Annotated in this window: 27 protein-coding genes and 1 tRNA gene; all 28 read left to right on the top strand. The window is 71.0% G+C overall.

What is annotated here, in order from left to right:
* Positions 1 to 650, top strand: a 650-nt coding sequence (locus PHA29_RS04320) for a type II secretion system F family protein (RefSeq protein WP_270848284.1), incomplete at its 5' end; no start/stop codon positions are given.
* Positions 637 to 1,287 (top strand): type II secretion system F family protein, encoded by a 651-nt coding sequence (locus PHA29_RS04315; protein WP_270848283.1) that lies wholly within the window; start codon positions 637 to 639, stop codon positions 1,285 to 1,287. The genes PHA29_RS04320 and PHA29_RS04315, both read left to right, overlap by 14 nt.
* A 28-nt stretch (positions 1,288 to 1,315) precedes the next feature.
* Positions 1,316 to 1,495: a Flp family type IVb pilin gene (locus PHA29_RS04310; protein WP_270575585.1), complete on the top strand. Its 180-nt coding sequence runs from the start codon at positions 1,316 to 1,318 to the stop codon at positions 1,493 to 1,495.
* A gap of 17 nt (positions 1,496 to 1,512) precedes the next feature.
* Positions 1,513 to 1,962, top strand: a complete 450-nt coding sequence (locus PHA29_RS04305) for a hypothetical protein (RefSeq protein WP_270848282.1) — start codon at positions 1,513 to 1,515, stop codon at positions 1,960 to 1,962.
* Complete coding sequence (locus PHA29_RS04300; RefSeq protein WP_270848281.1) at positions 1,959 to 2,201, top strand: hypothetical protein; 243 nt, start codon at positions 1,959 to 1,961, stop codon at positions 2,199 to 2,201. The genes PHA29_RS04305 and PHA29_RS04300 overlap by 4 nt, the downstream gene beginning before the upstream one ends.
* A complete protein-coding gene (locus PHA29_RS04295) occupies positions 2,158 to 2,691 on the top strand; it encodes a TadE/TadG family type IV pilus assembly protein (protein WP_270848278.1) in 534 nt (177 codons plus the stop codon). Before PHA29_RS04300 ends, PHA29_RS04295 begins: the two co-directional genes overlap by 44 nt.
* On the top strand, positions 2,630 to 4,723 hold the full coding sequence (locus PHA29_RS04290) for a hypothetical protein (protein ID WP_270848277.1): 2,094 nt from the start codon (positions 2,630 to 2,632) through the stop codon (positions 4,721 to 4,723). The genes PHA29_RS04295 and PHA29_RS04290 overlap by 62 nt, the downstream gene beginning before the upstream one ends.
* 155 nt (positions 4,724 to 4,878) lie before the next feature.
* Positions 4,879 to 5,289 (top strand): hypothetical protein, encoded by a 411-nt coding sequence (locus PHA29_RS04285; RefSeq protein ID WP_270848276.1) that lies wholly within the window; start codon positions 4,879 to 4,881, stop codon positions 5,287 to 5,289.
* Position 5,290: 1 nt separating this feature from the next.
* Positions 5,291 to 5,635, top strand: coding sequence for a DUF192 domain-containing protein (locus tag PHA29_RS04280; RefSeq protein WP_270848275.1), 345 nt, complete (start codon positions 5,291 to 5,293; stop codon positions 5,633 to 5,635).
* Between the two features lie 252 nt (positions 5,636 to 5,887).
* A complete protein-coding gene (locus PHA29_RS04275) occupies positions 5,888 to 6,268 on the top strand; it encodes a type II toxin-antitoxin system RelE/ParE family toxin (protein ID WP_270404318.1) in 381 nt (126 codons plus the stop codon).
* Positions 6,255 to 6,554, top strand: a complete 300-nt coding sequence (locus tag PHA29_RS04270; protein WP_270848272.1) for a helix-turn-helix domain-containing protein — start codon at positions 6,255 to 6,257, stop codon at positions 6,552 to 6,554. Before PHA29_RS04275 ends, PHA29_RS04270 begins: the two co-directional genes overlap by 14 nt.
* A 143-nt stretch (positions 6,555 to 6,697) precedes the next feature.
* Positions 6,698 to 6,773 (top strand) — tRNA-Phe (locus PHA29_RS04265).
* A gap of 110 nt (positions 6,774 to 6,883) precedes the next feature.
* The gene (locus PHA29_RS04260) at positions 6,884 to 7,957 is read left to right on the top strand and encodes a glycoside hydrolase family 5 protein (RefSeq protein ID WP_270848271.1); all 1,074 of its coding nucleotides are present in this window, start codon (positions 6,884 to 6,886) and stop codon (positions 7,955 to 7,957) included.
* A 2-nt stretch (positions 7,958 to 7,959) separates the two neighbouring features.
* The gene (gene rsmI, locus PHA29_RS04255) at positions 7,960 to 8,853 is read left to right on the top strand and encodes a 16S rRNA (cytidine(1402)-2'-O)-methyltransferase (RefSeq protein ID WP_270848270.1); all 894 of its coding nucleotides are present in this window, start codon (positions 7,960 to 7,962) and stop codon (positions 8,851 to 8,853) included.
* A 134-nt stretch (positions 8,854 to 8,987) separates the two neighbouring features.
* Positions 8,988 to 10,592, top strand: coding sequence for a methionine--tRNA ligase (gene metG, locus PHA29_RS04250; protein ID WP_270848269.1), 1,605 nt, complete (start codon positions 8,988 to 8,990; stop codon positions 10,590 to 10,592).
* Positions 10,593 to 10,799: 207 nt separating this feature from the next.
* Complete coding sequence (locus PHA29_RS04245; RefSeq protein WP_270848268.1) at positions 10,800 to 11,573, top strand: zinc ribbon domain-containing protein; 774 nt, start codon at positions 10,800 to 10,802, stop codon at positions 11,571 to 11,573.
* A 340-nt stretch (positions 11,574 to 11,913) separates the two neighbouring features.
* On the top strand, positions 11,914 to 12,786 hold the full coding sequence (gene rsmA / locus PHA29_RS04240; RefSeq protein ID WP_270848267.1) for a 16S rRNA (adenine(1518)-N(6)/adenine(1519)-N(6))-dimethyltransferase RsmA: 873 nt from the start codon (positions 11,914 to 11,916) through the stop codon (positions 12,784 to 12,786).
* Between the two features lie 58 nt (positions 12,787 to 12,844).
* Positions 12,845 to 13,894, top strand: a complete 1,050-nt coding sequence (locus tag PHA29_RS04235) for a TatD family hydrolase (protein WP_333491379.1) — start codon at positions 12,845 to 12,847, stop codon at positions 13,892 to 13,894.
* A 427-nt stretch (positions 13,895 to 14,321) separates the two neighbouring features.
* The gene (locus PHA29_RS04230) at positions 14,322 to 14,714 is read left to right on the top strand and encodes a hypothetical protein (RefSeq protein ID WP_270404330.1); all 393 of its coding nucleotides are present in this window, start codon (positions 14,322 to 14,324) and stop codon (positions 14,712 to 14,714) included.
* A gap of 276 nt (positions 14,715 to 14,990) precedes the next feature.
* The gene (locus PHA29_RS04225; protein WP_270848265.1) at positions 14,991 to 16,175 is read left to right on the top strand and encodes a phosphate/phosphite/phosphonate ABC transporter substrate-binding protein; all 1,185 of its coding nucleotides are present in this window, start codon (positions 14,991 to 14,993) and stop codon (positions 16,173 to 16,175) included.
* Between the two features lie 174 nt (positions 16,176 to 16,349).
* Positions 16,350 to 17,231, top strand: coding sequence for a phosphonate ABC transporter ATP-binding protein (gene phnC, locus PHA29_RS04220; protein WP_270404333.1), 882 nt, complete (start codon positions 16,350 to 16,352; stop codon positions 17,229 to 17,231).
* Positions 17,232 to 17,248: 17 nt separating this feature from the next.
* Positions 17,249 to 18,061: a PhnE/PtxC family ABC transporter permease gene (locus PHA29_RS04215; protein WP_270848263.1), complete on the top strand. Its 813-nt coding sequence runs from the start codon at positions 17,249 to 17,251 to the stop codon at positions 18,059 to 18,061.
* The gene (locus tag PHA29_RS04210; protein WP_270848261.1) at positions 18,061 to 18,939 is read left to right on the top strand and encodes a PhnE/PtxC family ABC transporter permease; all 879 of its coding nucleotides are present in this window, start codon (positions 18,061 to 18,063) and stop codon (positions 18,937 to 18,939) included. The genes PHA29_RS04215 and PHA29_RS04210 overlap by 1 nt, the downstream gene beginning before the upstream one ends.
* A 104-nt stretch (positions 18,940 to 19,043) precedes the next feature.
* Positions 19,044 to 19,502, top strand: coding sequence for a phosphonate C-P lyase system protein PhnG (gene phnG / locus PHA29_RS04205; RefSeq protein ID WP_270848259.1), 459 nt, complete (start codon positions 19,044 to 19,046; stop codon positions 19,500 to 19,502).
* A complete protein-coding gene (gene phnH, locus PHA29_RS04200) occupies positions 19,499 to 20,212 on the top strand; it encodes a phosphonate C-P lyase system protein PhnH (RefSeq protein WP_270848258.1) in 714 nt (237 codons plus the stop codon). Before phnG ends, phnH begins: the two co-directional genes overlap by 4 nt.
* On the top strand, positions 20,200 to 21,330 hold the full coding sequence (locus PHA29_RS04195; protein ID WP_270848256.1) for a carbon-phosphorus lyase complex subunit PhnI: 1,131 nt from the start codon (positions 20,200 to 20,202) through the stop codon (positions 21,328 to 21,330). The genes phnH and PHA29_RS04195 overlap by 13 nt, the downstream gene beginning before the upstream one ends.
* Positions 21,323 to 22,177: an alpha-D-ribose 1-methylphosphonate 5-phosphate C-P-lyase PhnJ gene (locus PHA29_RS04190; RefSeq protein ID WP_270848254.1), complete on the top strand. Its 855-nt coding sequence runs from the start codon at positions 21,323 to 21,325 to the stop codon at positions 22,175 to 22,177. Before PHA29_RS04195 ends, PHA29_RS04190 begins: the two co-directional genes overlap by 8 nt.
* Positions 22,178 to 22,184: 7 nt before the next feature.
* Positions 22,185 to 23,066, top strand: coding sequence for an ATP-binding cassette domain-containing protein (locus PHA29_RS04185; protein ID WP_270404346.1), 882 nt, complete (start codon positions 22,185 to 22,187; stop codon positions 23,064 to 23,066).
* The last annotated feature ends 133 nt before the right edge of the window (positions 23,067 to 23,199 follow it).

Raw genomic sequence — 23,199 nt, 5'->3', positions numbered from 1 at the left:
GCTCGGCTGCGGCGGCCTGCGCGGTCTCGGGCTCGGTCGCCGCCGCGCCGATCGGGTTCGCGCTCCCCGCGGCGGGGGTCGCTGCGGCCGGGGCTGCCCGGCGGCGCCGCGAGCGCGCGAGGCTCGAGGAGGCGATGCCCGAGGCCTTCGGGGCGCTCGCCGTCTCGCTCGGGTCGGGGTACTCGCTGCCGCAGGCGATGCGCTACGTGGGGAGCCATGCCGAGGAGCCGGTGCGCACGGAGTTCATGCGCGTGTCGTTCGCGGTGGACTGCGGCGTGCCGGCCGTGGAGGCCCTCGACGCGATGCTGGGACGCCTGCGCGCACCGGGACTCGACCTGGTCGTGCTCGCCCTGAAGGTCTCGCAGCGCACCGGCGCCCCGTTGGGGGAGCTGCTCGCCGAGGCCTCGCGCTCCGTGGGCGAGCGCATCGAGCTCCGCCGGAGACTCGATGTGAAGACGTCCCAGGCGCGCATGTCGGCGCGGATGGTGGCCTGCATGCCCATGGCGATGACGGCGCTGCTGTCCCTTCTCTCGCCGGATTTCCGCTCCGGGCTCGCGACGCCCGCGGGGGCGGGTTCGGTGGCGGTCGCGCTCGCGCTCAACGCCGTGGCATGGGGGTCGATCCGCAAGATCATGGATGTGGAGCTCTGAGGAGGTGGATGCCGTGAACGACCGGATGCTGATCGGTTCCATCGGGGCGTCGGTCGCGCTGCTCGCGTGGTTCGCGCCGGGCGTCGATGCGGGACGGCTCGTCCGTCGGCTGCGAGCCGCGGCGGCACGGGTGCGGGAGGTCGCGGCTCGCCCGTCGCGGTGCGGAGCCCGCCCCGGCGCGCCGGGCGGCCGCCGCGTCGGGTTGGGCGAGGTCGCCGAGATGGTGGATGTGGTGCGCCTGGGGCTCTCGGCGGGCCTCTCGTTCGACGCGTCGCTCGGGATGTACTGCGAGCAGGCGCCCGGCCCGCTGGCGTCGAGCATGGCCCGGGCCCGTCTGAGCTGGCAGATGGGGATGGAGACGCGGGAGGAGGGCCTGTCGGCGGTGGCGCGGGAGACCGGCGTGCGGCAGCTGGAGTCCTTCTCCGCCGCGGTGGCGCAGGCGCACGAGCTGGGCGCGCCGCTGGCCGACACCCTCGCGCGCCAGGCGCGCGAGATGCGCGCCGCGCACCGGGCGGCCGTCGAGCGCAGGATCGAGCAGGCGCCGGTCAAGATGCTCATCCCGACGGGCACGCTCATCCTGCCCGCGCTGCTGTTGTCGATCGTCGGCCCGCTGCTCGCGGCCGGCGGCATGATCTAAGGAGGTACAGATGGGTTCGGCGGTTCGTATGAGGGACGGGTTGCGCGCTGCGGGGCGGCTGCTGCGCGAGGAGCGCGCGCAGGGGACGACCGAGTACGCGATCCTGGTCGGCGTGCTCGTGGTGATCGCGATCCTGGCGATCATCGCATTCCGCGACAAGGTGGGCGAGCTGTGGGACGCGATCGCCTCGGGGATCAACAGCCTGTGAGGGGGCGCGGGCGGGGGATGCTCGCGCTGGCGGCGCTGTGCGTGCTCGTCGCCGCGGCGGCGTGGGTGCTGACGCCCCGTCCCGAGGCGGATGGGGGCGCCGGCGGCGGGGGCGGCGCCGTCCCGGAGCAGGGTGCGCCGTCCGTCCTCGCCCCAGCCGCCCCGTCCTCGTCCGAGCGCTTCCTCGCCGACCTGGAGCGGGGTGCGCGGGACGGGGGCGGGCCCGCCGCCGTGGCATGGGAGGTGCCGGGCGACCTGCCCGGCCCCGCCTCGGAGGTCCTGAGCGCCTACCGCGCGGTCCCCACCGCCTCGCTCGCGGTGAGCGGGTACCTGGACCTCAAGGGGAACGTGTGGGGTGCCGTGGTGCGCGACTCCCGGGGCTGGGTGGACGTGGTGCACGTGTCGACGACGGAGGCGGCCGAGCGGACGGAGGTCCGGGTGGCGCGCCTGGCAAGGGAGGACCTGTGAGATCGGGGGGACGGGATGGGTCTGCGGGACCGATGGGGCGCCTGCGGGCATCCGTGCGGGAGGATGCGGCGCAGGCATCGCTCGAGTACGCCCTCACGGTCGCCGCGCTCGCGGCGGTCGCCGTCGCGCTCGCGGCGCTGTGGCGCGCCGGCGAGGACGGGACGCTCGCGCGGCTCATCGAGCAGGCGGCGTCCCATGCGCTGGCAGGGACGGGGCCGCTCGATATCGCGCTGTATTGAGGGGCTGGGCGACGAGATGGCGCAGGCGACGGTCGAGGCCGCGTTCCTGCTGCCGACCTTCCTCACGCTCATCCTGCTGGCGCTCCAGCCGGTGTGCGTGCTCTACACGCGCAGCATCATGGAGTCCGCCGCGGCCGAGACCGCTCGGCTGGCGGTGACCTCCGCGGACGCCGACGCCATGCGGGCGTTCGCGCTGCGCCGCCTCGCCGCCGTGCCCGACGTCTCGATCTTCCACGCGGGCGGACCGCTCTCATGGGAGGTGGAGGTCGTGCGGGCGGGTGCGGGCGATGGGGGCGCGGGGGCGCCGCGCGGGGTCGAGGTCACGATCTCGGGGGCGGTGCGTCCGCTGCCCGTGATCGGGGCGTTCGCCTCCGCGCTCGGGGAGACGAATGCAAGCGGGGACGTGCTGTTGGAGGTGACCGTGAGCTATGAGGGGAGACCGGGCTGGCTCGAGGGCGACTACGGGGAGTGGGTCGCCATGTGGGGGTGAGCGCGTCCCGCGGTGCGGGATCGACCTGTTCATCGAGGACGGGGCGTACACGACGCTCGCCGCGGCCGTGACGATCCTGGTGGTGCTCGCGCTGCTGTTCTCGTCGGTGACGGCGGTGTGGAGCATGTCGCGGGCGGGCGACGTCCAGGTGAGCGCGGACGCGGCCGCCCTCGCGGGCGCCAACGTGGTGGCGTCCTACTCGACCGCTGCGACCGTGGTGGATGCGAGCGTGGCGAGCCTCGGCTTCGCGGGGCTCGTGACGACCGGCGTGGGGCTCGTGGGGCTGCTCGTGCCCCCGGCGAGCGCCGCGGGGGCCGAGGCGGTCGATGCGGGGATGCGCATCCTGGATGCGCGCAACAGGTTCGCCGCCTCCGCCTCGAAGGGGCTGAAGGCGCTCGAGGGGTCGCTGCCCTATCTCGTCGGCGCGAACGCCGCGCGCCTGTGCGCGGGCCAATCCACCGAGGAGCTCTCGTACACGGGGATCGCGCTGGCGGTCCCGCGCGATTCCGCGTCCGAGTTCCCCGCCCTCGAGGGCGCCGGCGTCGACACGTCGGGGCTCGAGGAGGCCTCCTCGGATCTGGAGGCGGCGGCGTCGGAGCTCGCCCGCGCATCGGAGGAGACGGCTGCCGCGAAGGAGCGTGCGTGGATCGCGGACTGCGGCCGCGCAGGGAGGAGCATGCAGGAGCGGGCGGCGAGCCTCACGGGGCTCCCCGCGGCGCAGAACCCCGACTACGCGTCCAGCATCACCTGGGAGCCGGCGGTGGCGCTCGAGCGCGCCCGCGCATACTACCGCTGGCGGCGCGACCACGAGCGGCCCGAGGACGGCTCCGTCGAGGAGCGCGCGGACTCCGCGGCGCGCCTGGCCTTCTACCGGTTCGCCTGCGAGCAGATGGAGCGCGCCGAGGTCGGGGAGAGCGGGGGCAGGTTCGAGTCGACGGTGCCCCTTCTGCCGCGGAACACGGAGGAGGTGCGGCGGACGGAGCTGTTCACCGAGGCGGTGTGGCCCGCGTCCATGGAGCCGGAGGGCCTGACCCTGCATTACGGGGCGGACTGCCCGGGGGCCACCGGCGGCGCGGCGGCGTCCCTGCCGCTCTCCGCCCTGGAGGGGGGAGGCGCCCGACAGTGCCCCACATGCCGGTTCGATGTGGGAGACGTGGGGAAGGCTCCCGCCGCGTCGACCTCGATCGACAACGGGTTCGAATACCACCTGCGCGAGTTCACCCTCGCGCTCGAGGACTACGCGGGGTGCCGCAACCGGGAGCTGGAGCTCGAGGAGCGAGCGCGAGAGGAGGCGGGATCGGCCGGCGACGCCTTCGGCGAGGCGCTGGAGGTCCTCGCCTCCAAGCGCCCGCGCATCGCGCCGCCCGGGCGCTTCGGCTGCGTGGCGCTCGCGGTGTCGGGCGAGGCCTCCTCGCCCGAGGAGCTCGACACCGCGTTCAACGATGCCGCCGAGCTCGGCCGTCGCGGCGCGGTGTCCGCGGCGGCGCTCGCGCCCGATGCGGCGACGCGCGAGAACAACGTGCTCTCGTCGTTCTTCTCAAGCCTCGAGGAGCGCGCGGGGGAGGACGGCGTCGTGGGTCTCGTGGGCGGCGTCATGGATCTCTGGGGGTCCCTGCTCGTCTCATACGGGGACCTCGGTGCCGGCTTGGAGCAGGCCATGGACGGGCTCGTGGGAGACGTCGAGGCCATGGGCGCCGGCCCGATCGCCCGTTGGCTCTCCGACCGGCTGGCGGACCTGATCGGCGCCCTCGGGCTGGAACCGGTGGACCTGAGCCTCAAGAAGCCGGTGCTCACCGATTCCGCGCAGGTCATCGAGCGCTCGGGCATGGCGGGGCTCGCGGACGTGCAGGGGATGCTGCGCGCGCTGCCGCTCGGGACGACCGATCCCGAGGCGATCTTCCAGGCGGTCGGGTACCAGGTGGGGGAGTACCTAGCGTCGATGGAGTTCACCATCGCCGAGATCCCCCTGCCCGGCGGAGGCTCCATCCCGCTCACGATCAGGCTGCGCGATGTCGCGGGGGCGGGGTCGTGACCGGGTTCGGGACGCCCGGCGGGCGCGCGGGCGCATCGGGTCCTCGCGTGGCGGCACGCCCGCCTCGCCTTCGCCGGGCCCCGGGGTCGGGCGCCTTCGGGTTTACTGCCTGCGCGCGGGTTCTGGGCGGGGATGCGGCGCAGGCGACCGTCGAGATGGCCGTGACGGCGCCCGTGCTCATCGTCTTGGCGCTCATCGTGTTCAACACGATGTCCTTCGCGTCCGCGGTCGCGCGGTTCGACCGCGTGGCGCCCGATATCGTGCTCGCCCACGGGGTGAGCCCCGAGGGAGACGGCGGCATGGCTGCGGTCGATGCCGTGGAGTCCCATCTGGGCGATGCGATGGAGGGCTACGACCTCGAGATCGAGGTGACGTGCGAGGACGCGGCCGCCGACGGGTCGATGCTCTCGCTCGTCGGGGGGCTGCGCACCTATCGGTGCACGATGCGCTACGCGCCCTGGCCGAGCGGCCTCTCGATCGCGGGGGCCGACCTCGGGGCGCCGGCGCTTCTGTCCCATGAGCGGTCGGTGACGGTCGATCCGTGGCGGCCCGGGGCGGTGATGTGAGGTGCGCCCGTCCTCCATCGGCGGCGTGGGACTCCAGCGCGCCCTCTGCGCCCTGGGTTGGCGGCCCGCCCGCCTGCACGTCGCCGAGCGGTTTCTCGACCGGCTGCTCGGCATGACGGTGCGCCGTCCCCAGACGGTGGAGGGAGAACCCCTCGTCATGGCCTTCCCCCGCTGCGCATCGGTGCACACCTGCTTCATGCGCTATCCCCTCGACATCGCGTTCGTCGACCGGGAGGGGAGGGTGCTCCGCCTCGTGGAGGGGGTCGGTCCGTGGCGGTCCGTGCGCTGCCCCGGGGCCGCCGCGGTGCTCGAGCGGGCCACTCCGTCGCGCGGGGAAGCCGCGTAGCACGGTCGCGGGTCTCGAGGCGGTACCGAGCTTCCGTCGACGAACGGGGCGGTGGGGGCGGAGCACGGATTCTGACGGCCCCGCCCGCCGTCGCCCGCGGGCCGTCCGGGAAGAGCGGCACGCGGCGAGCAAAAGGTGCCGATAGGACGCACCGGCCTCGCTGGAGGCTGGGTGTATCAAGATGATTTCCCCTATTGAGATATACCGTATATAGAGTACTATAGAATATATACGGTATGGATTTGAGGAGATATGGGATACCGAGTTCTCATCGACCATATCGTTACCTGGCTTGACGCGCAGGATGACAGGACCGTCGCGGGCGTCGCTGCCGCAATCGAAAGCCTCGAACGCGAGGGGCCGACGTTGGGGAGGCCGCTGGTGGACAGGATCCACGGGTCGCGGGTCCACAACCTCAAGGAGCTGCGTCCCGTCTCTCCTCCGGGTAGGCGGGTCCGGATCCTGTTCGCGTTCGATCCCGACCGCAGGGCGGTTCTGCTCGTGGCGGGCGACAAGGCGGACGGCACGTCGAGACGGAAGTGGGGCGGATGGTACCGGAGGAATATCCCGATCGCCGAGAGGCGGTACCGGTGCCATATCGAACGGATGGGTGGTGCCGATGGATATCCATGAGTATCTTCGGGAGCGCGGGGTCTCGGAGGCCGAGGTCGAGCGCGCGCGTCAGGCGACCGAAGAGAAGGTGCGCGCGCACACGCTTGCGCAGGCGCGGAAGCGCTGCGACCTCACGCAGCGCGACGTCGCGTCCCGCATGGGCGTGAGCCAGAAGCGGATATCCCAGCTCGAACACGGGGACATCGGCTCGGCGCGCATCGACACGCTCCGAAGATACGCCGAGGGCATCGGCGGCACGCTGGTGGCCTGCGTGGAGCTGCCCGATGAGGTGATACGCCTCGTGTGATGCCGTTCCCGTCCTCACGGACAGCGGCCCCGCCCGCCGTCGCCCGCGGGCCGTCCGGGAGCGCGCGAAAATTCTTTCAAGATTCCCCTTGACCCGAAGGGGTGATTTGTTAAACTGTACGAGCTGTCGTTCGCGACAGGAACGGCCAGATAGCTCAGTTGGTAGAGCAGAGGACTGAAAATCCTCGTGTCAGGGGTTCGAATCCCTTTCTGGCCACCATTTGATGTTGAAAGCGTCCGTCGTGAGCACGTCGGGCGCTTTTTTCGTATCCGCCGGGATCATGTCGCGAGGCGGCTGCCCGGCGCGGCGCTACAGGGGAGGTACCACCCATGTCAGGTCTGAAGGAGAGGATCCGCGGCGTCAACCTGTCCGGCTGGTTCATCTTGGAGCCTTGGGTCACGCCCTCGCTGTTCGCCGCCACCGGCGCGACGAACGAGACGGAGCTGCAGCAGGTCCTGGGCTCGGCTGAGTACAGCGAGCGCCTGCGCCGCCACTACGAGACCTTCGTCAGCGAGTTCGACTTCAACCGCATGGCGGCCATCGGCTTCAACGCCGTGCGCCTGCCCGTGCCCTGGCACGTCTTCGGCTCACAGGGCGACTCCCTCGCGCACATCCCCGCGATCGACTACGTCGACCGCGCGATGGAGTGGGCGGCGAAATACGACATGCGCGTCCTGCTCGACCTGGCGACCGTCCCGGGCGGCCAGGGGGACTCGAACGAGGGCGCCACGACCCCGGAGACCGCCGCGGACTGGCATTCCACGAGCAACGGCCGCCATGTCGCGCTGAACGTCCTCGACAACCTGGCCGAGCGCTACGGCTCCCACGACGCGCTGCTGGGCATCGAGCTTCTTGACTCGCCGGTGATGAGCGTGCGGCGCGGCCTGTTCAACATGACCGAGGGCATCCCCAGCCACTACCTGCGCAACTACTACCGCGACGCCTACGAGCTCGTGCGGGCGCGCATGGGCGACGACAAGCTCGTGGTGTTCTCCGCCTCCGGCCATCCCGAGATGTGGAAGCGCTTCATGAGCGGCTCCAAGTACCGCAACGTGTGCATGGACGTCCACCTGTACCACTACCGCGACGACACCGCGGTGGACATCACCTCGCCCCAGGGCATCTCCCAGGCCGTCACCCGCAACCGGCGCCTCATCCGCACGGCCCGCTCCTGCGGGTTCCCGGTGCTGGTGGGCGAGTGGTCCGCCGCCGCGGTGCTGTCGAGCTCGAGCGTGACCCCCGAGGGCCGCGCCGCCTACGAGCGCGTGTTCATCTCGAGCGAGCTGGCGAGCTTCGCCGAGGCGGCCGGCTGGTTCTTCCAGACCTGGAAGACGGAGAAGCGCATCCCCTCGTGGGACGCGCGGGTCGCGCTGGCCCCGCTCGAGCGCGCGATGATCGACTAGCCATGGAGAGACGGGAGGGCGCCGGCCGCCTGTACGTCGTGGGCACGCCGATCGGGAACCTAGGCGATATCACGCCGCGCGCGGCGCAGGCCTTCCGCGCGGCGGATGCGGTCTGCTGCGAGGACACGCGCGTCACCACGAAGCTGCTCGCGCACCTCGAGATCTCGCGCCCGCTCGTCCGCTGCGACGAGAACGTCATGGCGGCGCGGGCCCCGCAGCTCGTGGACCGCCTGCTGGCGGGCGAGACGCTCGCCTTCGCCTCCGATGCGGGGATGCCGGGCGTCTCCGACCCCGGCCAGGTGCTCGTCGACGCGGCGCGCTCCGCGGGGGTCGACGTCGAGGTGGTCCCCGGTCCTTCCGCCTGCGTGACCGCCCTGGTCGCCAGCGGCATCCCGTGCGAGCACTTCTTCTTCGAGGGCTTCCTGCCGCGTCGCCCCGGGGAGCGCGAGCGGCGCCTGCGCGAGCTCGCCGGAGTCCCCGGTGCGCTGCTGTTCTACGAGTCCCCGCACCGCGTGGAGGCGACGCTCGAGGCCATCGCCCGGGTGTTCCCCGCACGGGAGGCGGCTCTGTGCCGCGAGCTGACCAAGCTCCACGAGGAGGTCCTCCGCGACGCCGCCCCCGCGCTGCTCGAGCGCGTGCGCGAGCGCGGCGAGATGCGCGGCGAGATGGTGGTCGTGGTCGCGCCCCCGGCGCCCGGCGAGCTGCCGGGCGCGGCCTTCGCCGCCCCCTCCGCCGAGGATGCGGCCGCGGCGCTCGAGCGCGACATCGCCTGCGGCCTGGCAGAGGGGGAGTCCGCGGGCGCCCTGGCGAAGCGCCTCGCCCAGAAGTACTCCCGCCGCAAGCGCGAGGTGTACGCCCTGGTGCTCGAGGCGCAGGAGCAGGACGGGGAAGCCTAGGGGGCGTCTCACGGGCTCGGGGCGCCGTCTGCCCGCCGTTGCGTATGGTCGACGCACCCCGCATGCGCTAGAATGGCGGATTGACTGCATATCCAGCCTGTTTGACCGCATCGAGCACGAAGGGGACTGCCTCCATGGAGCACACCAAGCCGTCCTACTACATCACCACGCCCATCTACTACGTGAACGCCGCGCCGCATCTGGGCACCGCCTACTCCACGATCATGGCGGACGTCCAGGCGCGCTTCCGCCGCGCGACGGGCTATGACGTCAAGTTCCTCACCGGCATGGACGAGCACGGCCAGAAGGTGGCCGAGGCCGCGGAGAAGCACGGCCTGTCCCCGCAGGAGTGGTGCGACTCCCAGGCCCCGCTGTTCCATGAGCTGTGGGAGGAGCTCGAGATCTCCAACGACGACTTCATCCGCACCACCGAGGAGCGCCAGAAGCACGCCGTCCAGTACCTGTGGGAGCGCATGCGCGAGGCGGGCTACATCTACAAGGGCAGCTATGACGGCTGGTACTGCGTGCCCGACGAGACCTACTTCACCGAGACCCAGGTGGAGAAGGCCGACGAGGAGCGCGGCACCAAGGGCGAGCACCTCTGCCCGGATTGCGGCCGCCCGCTCGAGCGTATCCAGGAGGAGAGCTGGTTCTTCAAGCTCTCCGCGTTCCAGGACCGCCTGCTCGCGCTCTACGACGAGCACCCGGAGTTCGTCCAGCCCGATTTCCGCATGAACGAGGTGCGCACCTTCGTCGCCGGCGGCCTGCAGGACCTCTCCGTGTCGCGCAACACCTTCGACTGGGGCATCCCGGTGCCCTTCGATGACGGGCACGTCACCTACGTGTGGTTCGACGCGCTGCTGAACTACATGACCGCGGTGGGCTACGGCGTCGATGCGCCCGAGGCCCGCGAGGACTTCGCCTACCGCTGGCCCGCGCAGACCCATATCGTGGGCAAGGACATCATCCGCTTCCACTGCGTGATCTGGCCCGCCATGCTCATGGCCATCGGCGAGGCGCTGCCCGAGCACGTCTTCGCCCACGGCTTCCTCACCGTGCGCAACGAGGAGACCGGCAAGGCCGAGAAGATGAGCAAGTCCCGCGGCAACGCCATCGCCCCACGCGAGGTGATCGAGCTCATGGGCGTCGAGGGCTACCGGTATTACTTCATGACCGACGTGGTCCCCGGCTCCGACGGCGCCATCTCCTTCGGCCGCATGAAGCAGGTCTACAACGCCGACCTGGCGAACAGCTGGGGCAACCTCGTCTCCCGCTCGCTCAACATGAGCGCGAAGTACTTCGACGGCTGTGCCCCGGCCAAGCCCGCGGACGTCGCCGCGTATCCGAACCCGCTGGCGGAAGCGGCCGACGGCCTTGCCGGGCGCTATGCCGACAAGATGGGCTCCTTCGCGTACGGCGAGGCGGCGGCGCAGGTCATGGAGCTCATCCATGCGGCGAACCACTACATCGAGGACTCCGAGCCCTGGGCGCTCGCCAAGGACCCGACGCGCGCCGACGAGCTCGCCTTCGTGATCTACAACCTGCTCGAGGCCATCCGTATCTCCGCGCACCTGCTCGCCCCGTTCATGCCGAGCACGAGCGCCGAGGCGTTGCGCCGCATCTCCTGCGCCGATGAGGCGGGGTGCGACGACCTGGTCGCCGCCTGCGTGTGGGGCGGGCTGGCCGGCGGCGCGCCCGTGGAGAAGGGCGAGGCCCTGTTCCCGCGTCTGGTTGACTAGCGTCCCCGCGCCCGGACGGACACCGGGTATCGAATCCGATAGCGCCTCGTTCGGGGCGGTCGCCCTCGCCGTGCTCCGCGGGAGCCGGCGCGCGGCGGCCGCCCCGTCCGCTGTTGCGCAACAGCGGACGTGTTTTGGGCGGCTACCATGGAAGGCGGTACCGCGACCCGGGCGCAGCCCCCGGGAGCCATGGTGAAAGGAGTCCCGATGTTCTGTTCCTCCTGCGGCGCGAAGGTCGCCGACACCGCGCGCTTCTGTCCGATCTGCGGCGCCGCGCTCGCCGCTCCCGATGTCCCCTCCGCCGCGCCTTCCGCGCCCGCATCCGGCGCGTCCCCGGCTCCGGATGCCGGATTCGCCGCGCCCGCGCAGCCCGTCGCCCAGGCGCCCTCATCCCCCGCTGCGGCCGCTCCGGGGCAGGGCTTCGCCCCGCAGGCGCCGGCCCAGCAGGCGCCGGCCCAGCAGGCGCCCGTCGCCTACCCGCAGCAGCCCGTCGCCGGGGCGCCGTATCCGGCCGTCGCGGCCGAGCCGCCCATGAAGTGGTACAAGTTCGTGATCTGGGTCCAGCTCTTCTTGAATGCGCTGCTGCTCGCGGTGACGACGTTCCAGCTCGCACAGGGGGCGTTCACCTTCGTCAGCGACCTCTTCCCGTCGTTCGCCGCAGCGTACGGGTACGTTCCCGGCGAATGGGTGCTGTTCACCGTCTTCAACGCCGTCTTCGCCGTGCTGTTCTGCGCGCTCGCGGTGATGTGCATCGTGGTGCGCCAGGAGCTCGCCGCGTTCAGGCGCGTCGGACCGATGCACTACTACGTGCTGATGGGCGCCATCATCGGCGTGCAGCTCCTCTACATCGTGATCCAATCCCTGATGATGGGCACGCTTCTCATGAACCCGGCTTCCTTCTCGGGGCTGTTCTTCGCAGTGGCCATGATCTTCGTCAACAAGGCGTACTTCGACAAGCGCATGCACCTCTTCGTCAACTAGGGGCGCTTACCGGTCGTGACCGCCGGCCTGTCGCTGAGCGCCCCGGGCGCTCCCGTGCGGGGCGGTCGCCCTGCCGTGTCGGCTGGCCCGCCGCGTGCGCACGGGGCGGGTACGAGTCGTTCCGCTGTGCGCTCCTGCCGCGAACTGTCCGCTGCGTACGCACGGGGCGCTCACCGGTCCGACGCGGTCGTATCTGGCGGTCTCACAGAGGTTTGCCGCCGCGGCCCTCGCGGCGCGCGGTCGGGGCGATAATACGGGGGCGGGGCCGGGACCTCTCGGCGCCCGCCCCCGGTTTCCCCGATCCGTCTGCGGGCCCGCGCGCCCGTCCGATTGGAGCACGATGACGACATCGCCGCTGGCTAACCCGGGCGCGACGCGCGCCCTGCTCGAGACCTACGGGCTCGCCACCAAGCACCGGCTCGGCCAGAACTTCCTGGTCGACAACCATGTGATCGAGAAGATCATGGACCTCGCCGCGCTCGACGGCACCGAGCGCGTGCTCGAGGTGGGGCCGGGCATCGGCACGCTGACGCTGGCGCTCCTGCAGGATGCCGCGCGCGTGACCTCCATCGAGGCCGACCCGGAGCTCGAGCCGGTCCTGCGCACGCATGCGCTCGAGCACGAGGGGTTCCGCTACATCATGGGCGACGCGCTGAAGGTCGACCCCGCGCGCATCGCCGAGGTGACGGACGGGGAGCCGACCGTGCTCGCGGCGAACCTCCCCTACAACGTGGCCGCCACGATCATCCTGCAGTTCTTCCAGACGATGCCCGCGCTCGAGCGCGCCGTGGTGATGGTGCAGAAGGAGGTCGCCGACCGCATCGCGGCGCACCCCGGGACCAAGGCGTACGGCGGCTACACCGCGAAGCTCGCGCTGCTCGCGCGGGTGACGGGCCGCTTCGAGGTCCCGCCGCGCTGCTTCATGCCGGCGCCGCACGTGGACTCAGCCGTGGTGCGGCTCGAGCGCGACCCCGCGCGCGGGGAGGCGCTGGCGCAGGTTCCGGGCGCCGACCCCGCAGTCTCCGTCTCCGCCGTGATCGACGCGGCGTTCGCCCAGCGCCGCAAGACGATCCGGAACTCCATGTCGTCGTCCGGCTTCGACAAGGGCGCGCTCGACGCGGCGTTCGGTGCCTGCGGTATCGCGCCGACGGCGCGCGCCGAGACGCTCTCCGTCGAGGATTTCGTGCGGCTGACCGCCGCTCTGGACGAGTAGGGGCGCGCGGGACGGGGCGCGGCGCCCCGGCGCGCATGAAGAGGCGAGGAGAATCCCCATGAGCAGACGGCACGGCCAGTCGGGTCAGATCGCGCAGGTGCGGGAGGCGGGCGGCGACGTCCCCTCGACCTCGCTGCGGTTGAGCCTCGCGTGGATGAAGAAGGGCAGGCTCTTCGAGCCCCCCGCGCTGCCCGCCCCCGTCGCCGACACCCATGCGCATCTCATGAGCTTCTGGAGGGTCGACCCGGTCTCGGCGCTCGCGCGCGCCGCGGCGGCGGGTGTGGCGCAGCTCACGACGATCTGGGACCCCCTTGCCGACGCGCGCTGCGCCGCGACGGCACCGGCGTTCCACGACGTGCTCGAGGCCTGGGTGGCCGAGGCGCGGGACCTGTTCGAGCGCGGCGTCGCCGAGGGCGCGATCGACGGGGGCTCGGCCGCGCCGCAGCTGTTCGACCATATCCGCTATCTCGCGGGCGTGCATCCGTACGGGGCGCCCCGCTACGACGACGCCGTGCACGCGCGCGTCGCCGAGGCGCTCGACGACCCGCTGTGCGCGGGCGTCGGCGAGATCGGGCTCGACTACCATTTCGACGCCGACGACGACATCGAGGCCGCCCCGCACGACGTGCAGATCAGCGCGTTCGCGCGCCAGCTCGAGCTCGCCTGCGCGCGGAACCTGCCCGTCGAGCTCCACCTGCGCCATGAGGACGCGGACGAGGGGCGCGCGTCGCATGCGGACGCGTATCGGGTGCTGGAGGAGGTCGGCGTGCCCGAGGCGGGCTGCGTGCTCCACTGCTTCGGCGAGGACGCGGCCACGGCGCTGCGCTTCACCGACCTCGGCTGCCATATCGCCTTCGGCGGCGCGGCGACCTTCTCGCGCAATGGGGAGGTGCGCGAGGCCTTCGCCGCCTGCCCGCTCGACCGGATCCTGTTCGAGACGGACTGCCCCTATATGGCGCCCGAGCCCATCCGCGGGCTCGAGTGCGAGCCGGCGATGATCTGCCAGACGGCAGCCGTCCTCGCGGCGGACCGCGCCGAGCGCACCGGGGAGCGCGTAGAGGACATCCTCACCGCCGCCTGGGTGAACGCGCAGGGGCTGCTGGGCTGAGGCTCGCGGCGTCCGGGCACCCGGCGGGCGCGTAGCGGAAGTTCACCATGGCCATCTGGGCGGGCGAGACGATTGTGATATCGGGGTTCCGGCGGCATTCGTCCTCGGCCCACCGGGCGTGGCGTTCCTGCCGCGCTTCGCGGTGGCGGATGCCTGCCGGCGCGGCGCGCTCGTGGAGCCGGATTCGGACATCGAGCCCATCCGCCTGCAGAAGTAGCTGTTCGTGCACGAGGGCAAGCCGATGGCGGGCCCGTTGCGCGCCTTCGTCGAGCTTGCCGGGGAGATGCTCTAGCCGCTGCGCGCCCGGGGCGGGGTTGCATCGGCGCGGGCCGCCGAGGAGGGCACCGGAAGAACCCTTCGGGCCGGCCCGCTGTGGCACAATAGGGTGTTACATGGATCGGACCGGCAGCGGACGCGAGGGTGCACGATGGGCAAGAAGCGCAAGGGCAGGCAGAAGAAGCAGAAGGTCACCAAGGCGGACCTGCTGGAGGCGGACCGCCGCGCCGCGGAGCAGGGGACGGGGGAGACGGACCGCGTGAAGCGCATCCGGGAGTACCGCTCCGAGCCCGCGAAGCGCCGCAGCGTGGACAACGACATCCTCTTCGAGCTGCCGTCCGGCAAGGCCATGACCGCCGTGCTGGCGGTCGGCCTCGTGCTGTACGTGGTCTCATGCGTGCTCTCGATGCTGGGCGCGGCGGATATCCAGAGCGTGCCGCGCTATGCCTCCTACGCGCTGTTCGTCGTGAGCTTCGTCCTGTTCGTGTTCGCCCGGACGAAGGCCAAGCGCCTCACGGCGGAGCGGCGCGCGTCCGAGGAGTAGCGCGAAGCCGGGCCCCGCGCGGCCGCCTTCTATGGGATGGTTCACACACCGTCCATGGACCGGTATACCGAAATGCTTACATGAGCGCGCGGATGCGCCTCGATTCTTGACGAAACCCGCTGCGGCGGACGTCGATTCCTTACCGTGTGACGACCCGGTAAGGAATCGCGCCCCGCATCCGTAAAGGCGGGTCAGCATCGTGCATTGAAACGTCGCCGATGGGGCCCGCGCCCTTGCGACCGCATACTATCGTCTCCGGTGCACGGCCGCCGTCCTGTGGCCGTGAGCAGGGGGAATACCATCCCCTCCCTTGACAGTGCGCCGGCATCGCCCGGCATCCGGAAGGAGACGAACGCGTCCAAGATCATCGATTCCCAGCTGTCCCGCCGCTCGTTCCTCGGCCTGTTCGGCATCGGCGCCGTGACCGCCGGCCTGGGCCTCGCCGGCTGCGGCGGCGATGCCGACAAGGGCGGCGCCGCGACCGGCGGCGACTCCGGTTCCGCCTCCAGCGACAGCCTCGAGAAGATCACGATGGTGTGGCTTCCCAACGAGTCCGCCGCCGAGTTCGACGCGGGCCGCGAGGAGTTCGGCCGCGTGCTGTCCGAGTACGCCGGCATCGAGGTCGAGCTCATGACCACCACCGACTACAACGTCGCCATCGAGGCCATCGCCTCCGGCAAGGCCCAGATGGCCAACCTCGGCGCCGAGGGCTACATCCAGGCCCAGGAGAAGAGCGGGAACGTCCACGCCCTGTTCACCACCTCCGACACCGAGGGCACGCTCGACGGCGCCAAGTACTACAGCCGCATCGCCGTGCCCGCCGACCAGATGTCCGAGTACGAGGATGCCGAGAGCTCTACCGGCTACTCGATCAAGAACATCAAGGGCAAGCGCATGAGCTTCGTCTCCCAGACCTCGACCTCCGGCTTCAAGGTTCCCTGCAACGCCATCATGACCGAGTTCCCCGATGAGGTGGCCTCCACCGACGAGCTGGCTCAGCCCGGGTTCTTCTCCCAGGTCCTGTTCGGCAACTCCCACCCCGGCTCCTGCGTGAACCTGCTGCAGGGCGATGCCGACGTCGCCGCCTTCGACGACATCGACGTCGACATGTACCTGCAGGTTCCCGAGGGCGAGCGCGACGCCGTGAACCAGCCCGGCTCCGTGTACGGCGTGGCCGACGGCGCCGCCCAGCCCTTCGACCGCGTCCAGGGCAAGGAGTTCGGCATCATCCAGTCCACCCCGGTCCTGAACGGCCCGATCGTCTACAACGCCGACGTGCTGCCCGAGGACATCAAGGACAGGATCCTCGAGGGCATGACCTCCACCGAGGTCGCCGACAACGAGCAGCTCTTCGCGCCCGAGGACGCCGAGGGCACGGGCGCCATCTGGAGCCGCGGCGACACCGCCGGCTTCATCGCCGTCGACGACGAGTGGTACGACCCCATCCGCGAGCTGGCGTAATTGGGTTGGTTGGGGACGGGTTCGTTTCAACCCGTCTTCCCCGGAAGTGCATGCAATAGGTGCGTCCCCGATACGCGCTCGTCCCCGATATGCACTTCGACGCGGTGCCCAGAGGCGGTGCCCGCGTGCTCCCATGCAGGCCTGCAGGTATCTGAGCAAAAGAGACGGAGAGGCATGAGCACATCGAATCATCTGCTGATCATCGACGACCTCGGCAAGAGCTACGAGGCGCGCCGTCGCGGTGCGAGCGCCGGGACGGCGGCTGCGCTGTCCGGCGTGAACTTCACGGCCGACCCCGGTGAGTTCATCACGATCATCGGGCCCTCGGGCGCCGGCAAGTCGACGCTGCTGCGCAGCATCAACCGTCTGATCGAGCCGACCGAGGGCGCGATCACCTTCGACGGGCGCGACATCACGCATCTGAAGTCGGGCTCCCTGCGCGAGGTGCACCGCGAGATCGCCATGATCTTCCAGAACTACAACCTGGTCTACCGCCTGACGGCCATCCAGAACGTCCTCCACGGGCGCCTGGGGTACAAGAACGCGCTCGCGGGCAGCCTCGGCCTGTACACCGAGGAGGAGAAGCTGCGCGCCTTCGAGCTGCTCGACGAGGTCGGGCTGGGCGAGTTCGCCTACCGCCGCGCAGACCAGCTCTCCGGCGGTCAGAAGCAGCGCGTGGGCATCGCCCGCTCGCTCATGCAGGATCCCAAGATCATGCTGTGCGACGAGCCCATCGCGAGCCTCGACCCCAAGAGCTCCCGCATGGTCATGGAGACGCTGCAGCGCCTGACGCGCCAGCGCGGCATCACCTGCATCGTGAACCTGCACCAGGTCGACTTCGCGCTCGAGTTCTCGGACCGCATCATCGGCCTGCGCGCCGGGCGCAAGGTGTTCGAGGGTACGCCGGGCGAGGCGACGCCCGCGGTCATCCGGAGCATCTACGAGGGCCAGATGGACGAGGTCGTCGATGTGGCCGTCGCGGCGCCCGATGAGGGCGGGGCGGGTATCGGAGACGGCATGGCGGTTCCCGTGAACGCGGCGGGCGGTGCGCAGTGAGCGCGAACGAGGCGAGCATGGGGACCGCCGGCTCGACGGCGCGGGACCTCTCCTGGTTCCGTCGCCGCCAGCTGAGGACGCTCGCCGGCGTCGTCGCGGTCGTCGTCGCATTCCAGCTGTGCTCGCTGATCTGCAATTTCTCGCTCGGTTACGCGATGGGCTCCATCCCCGCGGCCTTCGCGTGGATGTTCCGGAACTTCGCGCCCACGGCCGCGTCCCTCGCGAACCTGCCCATGGTCGTCGAGCAGACCGTCTCGACCGCGCTCGACTCCGTGGCGGCGACGGTGATCGCGGCCGTCGTGGGCATCGCCCTGTCGGTGCTCGGCTCCTCGACTGTCGGCGTCGAGTGCGCGCCGGTGCGCGGTGCGATCCGCGCCATCGCGAGCATCTTCCGCAACATCCCGATGATCGCGTGGGCGCTGCTGCTCCTGCTCTCGTTCAAGCAGAACGAGTTCACGGGGTTCCTGGCGTTGTTCCTGACGACCTTCGGCCAGCTCACGAGGTTCTTCCTCGATACGTTCGACGAGATCCCGACCGGTCCGGTCGAGGCGCTGCGCAGCTGCGGGGCGTCGTACTGGCAGGTCGTGTTCCAGGCGGGGCTGCCTCTGGCCGTGGCCGACCTCATGAGCTGGATGCTCTACATGGTGGAGACCAACATCCGCTCGGCGACGCTGATCGGCCTGCTCACGGGTACGGGCATCGGCTTCGTGTTCAACCTGTACTACACGTCGTTCCGCTACGACACGGCCGGCCTGGTCATCATCGTGACCATCGTGTTCGTGCTCGCGATCGAGGCGGTCTCGAACGCGGCGAGGAGGTCGATGATCTGATGACCACGGCAACGCTGACCAAGGGGGCCGCCGAAACGCTCGAGCGCGACGCGCGCGGCCGCATCCGCCTGACGGCCGCATCCGAGCGGAACATCTCCGTGCAGCTGACGCTGTTCGTCCTCGCGGCGCTCACGGTCGTGACGTTCGCGCGCATGGGGTACGGCACGGTCGACCTGGTCCAGGCCGCCCGTCAGGCCCTCGCCGACTTCGGCGCCATGATGCTCCAGCCCGCGCTCGACCCGCCGCTCGGCGCGTCCCACTTCACCTGGGCGACGGTGCTCGAGAGCGCGGTCATCACCGTCGCCGTGACGGCCATCTGCACGGTGCTGTCGGCCATCGTGTCGTTCTTCCTCGCGCTCGCCGCCTCGGCGAACCTGTCCAACCCGGCGGTCTCCAACGCGGTGAAGGGCTTCGTGGCCATCATCCGCTCGATCCCCACGATCCTGTGGGTGCTCGTGTTCACCGTGGCCATCGGCCTGGGGTCGGAGGCCGCCGTGCTCGGCATCTCGTTCCACTCCGTGGCCTACCTCGTGAAGAGCTACTCGGAGAGCTTCGAGGAGATCGACGGCGGCGTGATCGAGGCGCTGCGCGCGAGCGGGGCGAGCTTCTGGCAGGTGGTCTTCCAGGCCATCACGCCGGCCACCATCACCAAGCTGCTCTCGTGGACCTTCATCCGCCTGGAGATCAACTTCACCAACGCGGTGGCCGTGGGCGCCTTCGCGGGCGCGGGCGGTATCGGCTTCCAGCTCTACCAGGCGGGCAGTCGCTACTACAACCTCCACGAGGTGGGCGTGATCGTGTACGTGTGCCTCATCGTCGCGTTCGTGCTCGAGTTCGTGAGCGTGCGCCTGCGCAAGAAGTACATCCTGCAGGACTAGGCGCCGGCAGGGCGCGGGGCGCCGGGTCGCCGGCCGCCCGGGGACCCGGCGCCCCGGCCCGCGGATCATAGGTTTCGATCGGTAAGAAGGAGTTATCCATCGTGATGTCTAGACGGGCGAGGACCGAGGTCCTCGTGGAGAGCGCGCCCTCGCTGGCGCATGAGCTCGCGCGTGCGCTGGAGGCGGAGCTTCCCGTGCGCGTGGTCGTGCCGCCGAGGCAGGGCCTTGTGATGAACCAGGTGCGCGAGACGGCGCGCAACAGCCGCTTCTACCTAGGTGAGGCGCTGATAAGCGAATGCCGCGTGCGCATCGGCGACGTGGAGGGCCTGGGCGCCGTGCTGGGCGCCGACGGCGAGCTCGCGCGGAGCCTCGCGGTGATCGACGCCGCGTACGCATGCGAGCCCGCCCCGGCGGTCCTCGCGGACGTCGACGCCCGCATCGCGGCGGCGGGCCGCGCGCTCGACGCCGAGCGCGCCCGCGAGGCGGCGCTCATCATGGGCTCGCGCGTGAGCTTCGACGAGATGGGCGGGCAGGACATGAGCGTGCAGGCGGTGGTCAAATGACGGATGAGGTGTTCGAGCGCGAGGCGTATGCCGACGACCGCGCGTTCTACCTGCAGCGGACGTTCCGCGCGCTGCTCGATGCCATGGCGCGGCCCGGCGAGGTCGCCGAGATCGGGGACCGGGCGCAGGGCGATGCGCGCGACGCGGAGGCCTCCGGCCTGACGCCGAGCGCGCTCATGCTCGCCGACGTGCTGCTCGACGCGGCCACGAGCGCCGCCGTCGCCGGTCCCGACGGGGAGGGCGCTGCGCTCGTGCTCGCCCGCCGCACCCACGTCGCCCCCGCCCCCGCCGCCGAGGCCGCCGTCGCCTTCGTGCCGGCCTCCGTGCGCGGCGAGGCCGCCGCTGCCTTCGTGTCCGAGCTGTCCGCCGGCACGCTCGCCGACCCGCATCTGGGCGCGACCTGCATCGTCGCGGCGGACACGGTCATCGGCGTCGACCGCGACGGGCTCCGGACCGGGGCGCTGTCCGGCATCTCCGAGGTCGGCGCCTGGCGCCTCTCCGGTCCCGGTATCCGCGGGACGGTGGACGTCGAGCTCGACCGCGTCGACGTGATGGGCGCCCGCGCCGCGCGCGGCGACGAGTTCCCGCTCGGCATCGACCTCGTCTTCGTCGACGGGGCGGGCCATGTGCTGTGCCTGCCGCGCACCACGCGCGCCGAGCGCATCGAGACCGCGTGCGACCGCAGGGAGGGTGCCGCATGGGATATGTAGCCGTGACCGGGGGCGAGCAGGCCATCGCGGCCTCGCTCGACCTGAACGAGCTCCGTCGCGTCGAGGCCGGCCGCTCGGTCGCCGTCGAGGACATCCTGGCGACCATGCCCGACCTCGTGAACCAGGTGCAGTCGGAGGGGTCGCTGTGGGCGCCCGAGATCGCCGCCGTCGCCATCAAGCAGGCGTGCGGGTCGATCGAGGAGGCGGTCTTCCTCATGCGCGCCTACCGCTCCACCCTCGAGCGCCTCTACACCTCGCGCGTCGTCGACACCGACGGGATGCGCGCCGGCCGCCGCATCTCCGCCGCGTTCAAGGATATCGAGGGCGGTCAGATCCTCGGGGCCACGCGGGACTACTCGCACCGCCTGATCGAGTTCGAGCTCGCCGACGAGACCGTCTCCGACGCGCGCGAGCGCGCCCGCGAGATCCGCGCGCGCCTCTCCGCTCCGGCCGACGCCGACGCCGCGGCCCTGCTCGACCGCGTGCCGCGCGTGCTCACCTACCTGCGCTCCATCGACATGGTGCGCGATTGGCCGGTCGACGACACCGAGCCCGTGGACATCACGAAGACGCCCCTGTCGTTCCCCGCGCCGCGCAGCGTGATCCTCCAGGCGCTCTCCCGCGGCCTCACGCAGGCGGTCGTCGCCATCGGCTACGCCGCGATCCGCGGCTTCGGCCTGTCCCACCCCACGGTGGGGGAGCTGCGCCGCGGCACGGTCGCCATCGAGATCGACGCGCCCGGGGCGTCGGGGGACGCCGCCGCCGAGGATGCGTACTACCTCGGCTCCATCCCGGTCACCGAGGTCGAGAGCCTCATCGTGTCCGACGAGGAGGACGGGGAGGGCGGCCACCGCTCGGCGCTCGACGTGGGCTACGGCCTCGTGATGGGCGACGACGAGAGCAAGGCGATCGCCATGAGCGTGCTCGACCACAGCCTGCGCGCCGACGACGTGCGGTTCCCCACGCAGGACCAGGAGTTCGTCCTCTACCACATCGACGGCGTCGAGGCGACGGGCTTCATCAGCCACCTCAAGCTGCCGCATTACGTGACCTTCCAGAGCAAGCTCGACTCCGCGCTGCGCTCTGCGGCCGAGAAGGGAGGCGAGGCGGATGCGTAGGAACTACAACTTCGCCTATCTGGACGAGGGCTCCAAGCGCGAGATCCGCCGCGCGATCCTGAAGGGCGTCGCCATCCCCGGCTACCAGGTCCCCTTCGCGAGCCGCGAGATGCCCATCGGCCGCGGCTGGGGCACGGGCGGCCTGCAGCTCACGCTGTCGTGCATCGGCCCCGACGACGTCCTGAAGGTCATCGACCAGGGCTCCGACGCGAGCGTGAACGCCGTGTCGATCCGCGGCCTCGTGCACGAGACGACCGGCGTGGACACCACGACGCTCACGCAGGACGCCACGCTCATCCAGAGCCGCCACCGCATCCCCGAGCGCCCGCTCACCCGCGACCAGCTGCTCGTGCTGCAGGTTCCCACGCCCGAGCCCCTGCGCACCTACGAGGCGCGCGAGACCGTGACGAAGCGCCTGCACGCCGAGGCGGAGTACACCGGCGCCTATCTGGAGCTGTTCGAGCAGATCGTGCGCTACGGCACCACCACGACGGGCGCCGACCACCCGGTGATGGTCGAGGGCCGCTACGTCATGGCGCCGAGCCCCATCCCGCGCTACGACAACGCCAAGCTCGACATGGCGGAGAACCTGACGCTTCTGGGCGCCGGCCGCGAGAAGAAGATCTACGCCGTGCCGCCCTACACGAAGGTGGAGTCGCTCGCCTTCGACGACTACCCGTTCGTCACCGAGGACTTCGAGGGCGCCTGCTGCCATGTGTGCGGGGCGACCGGCGTCTACCTCACCCAGACGGTCGACCCGGCGACGGGCGAGCAGGTCTGGCAGTGTTCCGATACCGATTTCTGCTCGCAGCGCGTCGCGGCGCGTTCGGCGGGGAAGGAGGCGTAAGATGGCCATGGCGACCACGCAAGCCGCGCCCGCCCCGGTCGAGCACGCGTTCACCGACGACATGCCCGTCCTCGACGTGCGGGGGCTCTCCAAGCGCTACGGCCCCGGATGCCCCTACTGCGCCGACCCGGATGCCGAGCTCGAGCGCAACATCTGCCCGGTGTGCGGGACCGTGCACGCGGTGCGCGGCGTCTCGCTCGAGGTGCATCCCGGCGAGATCCTGGGCATCGTGGGCGAGTCGGGGTCGGGCAAGTCGACGCTCATGCAGTGCCTGTACTTCGACCAGGACCCGACCGAGGGCGACATGCGCGTCGCCGCCTACGACGGAGGGCGCGAGAACTGCTTCACGGTCTCGCGGCAGCAGCAGCGCTACATCCGCGACCGCATCTTCGGCATGGTCTACCAGAACCCCTACCTGGGCCTGCGCATGAACTTCTCGAGTCTCTCGAACATCGCCGAGAAGCAGATCGCCGCGGGCGTGCGCGACGTCCACCGGATGGTGGGCCGCGGCGAGGAGCTGCTCGAGCGCGTGAAGATCCCCCTTCGCCGCAAGCAGGACCCGCCGCGCGCCTTCTCGGGCGGCATGCAGCAGCGCGTCCAGATCGCGAAGGCGCTCTCCAACGAGCCCCCGGTGCTGTTCTTGGACGAGGTGACCACGGGGCTCGACCTCTCAGTGCAGGCGCGCGTGCTCGACCTCATCCTGCAGCTGCGCCGCGACCTGGGCGTGTCGATGGTCGTGGTGAGCCACGACCTGGGCGTCATCCGCCTGCTCGCCGACCGCACGATCGTGATGCTCGACGGTCGGGTCATCGAGCACGGGCTCACCGACCAGATCATGCAGGACCCGCAGCACGCGTATACCCAGGAGCTGGTGTACTCGCTGCTGTAGCGGGCTTCCTCGGGGCCCGGGCCCGCCCTGCCGGCGGGGACGGGCCCGTGGGGCGGACGGCGCACCCGGCGGCGGCCCCTCCCGGCCCCGCTAGCCCGTCCCCGAAGGGCCCTGACGCCTTCCGGCCTGGCTC

This window comes from Candidatus Collinsella stercoripullorum (genome assembly GCF_027669965.1).
GTDB lineage: Bacteria > Actinomycetota > Coriobacteriia > Coriobacteriales > Coriobacteriaceae > Collinsella > Collinsella stercoripullorum.
Note: the sequence above shows the minus strand (reverse complement) of the source record. Positions and strands in the feature narration are given on the sequence as shown.